Raw genomic sequence first — 2,632 nt, 5'->3', positions numbered from 1 at the left:
TCCAAAAGAAATAATTGAAAAACTTTTGCCATGGTCAAAAGAAATCCCAGACGAAATAAAAGCTCCTTCAAACTGCTAATTTAAGCGGTTCGAGGGAGCTTTTTAATATCCTAACACCGTAAGCTGTAACTACGCTTACGGCAAACACAGATATCCTTAAAGAAACAGACGGAATTGTTACTGTAATTCAGTCTGGTGGTCAGTACATGGTAGTAATTGGAAATCATGTACCTCAGGTTTTTGATGCGGTTATTAGTGTAGGACATTTAGAAAGCAAATCCGCATTAGCCGGTGGAAATGATATTGAATCAACAGGAAAACAAAATCCATTCAATGCTTTTATTAGCATTATTACAAGTGTATTCACACCATTTCTGGGAGTGTTATGTGCATGTGGTATTTTAAAGGGGGTACTTGCCCTTCTTACAGCAGTTGGACTTATGTCATCAGTGAGTGGAACATATAATTTCCTTTATTCACTTGCTGATGCAGCATTTTACTTCTTACCACCAATACTAGGTATGACAGCTGCAAAGAAGTTTAAACTTCCAGAGATGGAAGGTTTGCTTATTGGTCTTGCTATGGTTTATCCATATTTGACAGGTGGAGAATATGATATCTCTAATCTATTTGGAATTCCAGTTTCAATGCCACCTTCAGGAAACTATACATCATCTGTAATTCCTGTAATTCTTGCAGTAGCATTTGCTGCATGGTTTGAAAACAAAGTTGTTAAGAAGATTGTTCCAGATACAATTAAGTTATTTGGTGTACCACTTATCACATTATTTGTAACATTTGTATTAACAATTTTTATAATTGGACCAGTTGCTTCTGCAATTGCAAATGTACTTGCACTGTTCTTCAATACATTAAATGCAGTTAGCCCAATTCTTATGGGTGCAGTTGTTGGATTCTTCTGGCAGATACTTGTTATGTTTGGACTTCATTGGTCATTGGTACCAATAGCTTTATCTAATCTTGCAACATCAGGTGAGGATATTATCCTTGTAGCTATGCTTGGCACAACATTTGCACAGACTGGTGCTGTTCTTGGTATTTGGTTAAAGACAAAGGATAAGAAGATTAAGTCACTTGCTCCTGCAGCTTTTGTTTCTGGTCTTGCAGGTGTTACAGAGCCAGCTATCTATGGTCTTACATTACCAAAGAAAGCTCCATTCTTCCGCACATGTGTTATTGCAGGTATTGCTGGTGCAGTTCTTTGTACAATGGGCGTTAAGTGCTACCAGATGGCAGGTATGGGTGTATTCGCATATCCTGCTTATGTAAATACAGCTACAAACGATACAAGAGGAATGATTATTTCAATCGTAGTTTCTTTAGTTTGCGTAGTTGCAGGATTTATTTCAGAGCTTATTTTCTATAAAGATGATGCTATTGCTAAGAAGGATACTAAGACCACGGTTTCAGGTCAGGGAGAAATCATTGCAGCTCCAATCAAGGGCTCTTTAAAGCAGTTAGGAGACATTGAAGATGCAGCTTTTTCTTCAGGTGCAATGGGCAAAGGTATCGCCATCGCCCCAGCAGAAGGAAAGGTTTTTGCTCCAGCTGATGGAACAATTACAGCATTCTTTGCAACAGGACATGCTATAGGCCTTACAACAGATAAAGGTGCTGAAATCATCATTCATGTAGGAATGGATACTGTAAAGCTAGATGGCAAGGGCTTTGAGCCAAAGGTTAAGCAAGGCGACAAGGTAAAGAAGGGTGACCTTTTATTGGAGTTTGACATTGACTATATCACCGCTCAAGGATACTCTGTTGATACACCAGTTATAATTACTAATACTACCAAGTATGATGAGGTAATTCCTACAGAGGCAACTATTGCGGCTGTAGGTAACACATTAATTACATTACTATAGACAGAAAGCGAGGCTTATAATGAAAACATTTAGAAAAGATTTCTTCTGGGGCGGTGCGACAGCTGCCAATCAATTTGAGGGAGCATGGAATGTGGATGGCAAAGGCCCATCAGTTTCAGATATGTGCACAAATGGTACCAAGGATACACCAAAGCGTATTACTGCTACAATAGAGGAGAATACTCTTTATCCAAGTCATGAGGCGATTGATTTTTATCATCATTACAAAGAAGATATTAAGCTATTTGCCGATATGGGATTCAATGTTTTCCGTTTTTCCATTGCGTGGACACGTATATTCCCAACAGGAATGGAGCAAGAACCAAACGAAGCAGGTCTCGCATTTTATGATAATGTAATTGACGAATGTAGAAAGTATAATATCGAACCACTAATTACTATTTCACATTATGAAATGCCATATGCACTTGTTGAAAAATACAATGGATGGTATGGAAGAGAATGTATCGAGCTTTTTGAAAGATACTGCCATGCGATTTTTGAAAGATACAAGGATAAAGTTGTTTATTGGCTTACATTCAATGAAATCAACTCTGGCACAATGCCTATGGGAAATGTACTTTCCCTTGGTACTGTTCAGGGATATACGTAAGTGTAGCTAGAACGGCCGTCTTGGAAAGCCCATCCCAAAATGCCATAATCCTTTCAGGAGGAAAACATTATGGTCAAAAGAAAAAATTACAACTGGAATAAAATCAGAAAAGAGTTTCAAGAGTCAGATCTTA

The 2,632-nt window shown here is 38.1% G+C and carries 1 protein-coding gene and 1 pseudogene; both read left to right on the top strand.

Annotated features, from left to right (window positions below; genetic code table 11):
* The first annotated feature begins 206 nt into the window (after positions 1 to 206).
* The gene (locus IJ535_RS13335) at positions 207 to 1,886 is read left to right on the top strand and encodes a glucose PTS transporter subunit IIA (protein WP_294303825.1); all 1,680 of its coding nucleotides are present in this window, start codon (positions 207 to 209) and stop codon (positions 1,884 to 1,886) included.
* A gap of 19 nt (positions 1,887 to 1,905) precedes the next feature.
* Positions 1,906 to 2,478 (top strand): annotated as a pseudogene (locus tag IJ535_RS13330) (glycoside hydrolase family 1 protein); the annotation flags it as partial.
* Between the last annotated feature and the right edge of the window lie 154 nt (positions 2,479 to 2,632).

This window comes from Pseudobutyrivibrio sp. (genome assembly GCF_017471675.1).
Lineage (GTDB): Bacteria > Bacillota > Clostridia > Lachnospirales > Lachnospiraceae > Pseudobutyrivibrio.
This window is presented reverse-complemented; position numbering and strand designations above follow the sequence as displayed.

Bases quoted from the DNA above. Each gene is read 5' to 3' on its own strand.
- IJ535_RS13335 (WP_294303825.1), top strand. From the start codon at position 207: ATGGTAGTAATTGGAAATCATGTACCTCAGGTTTTTGATGCGGTTATT.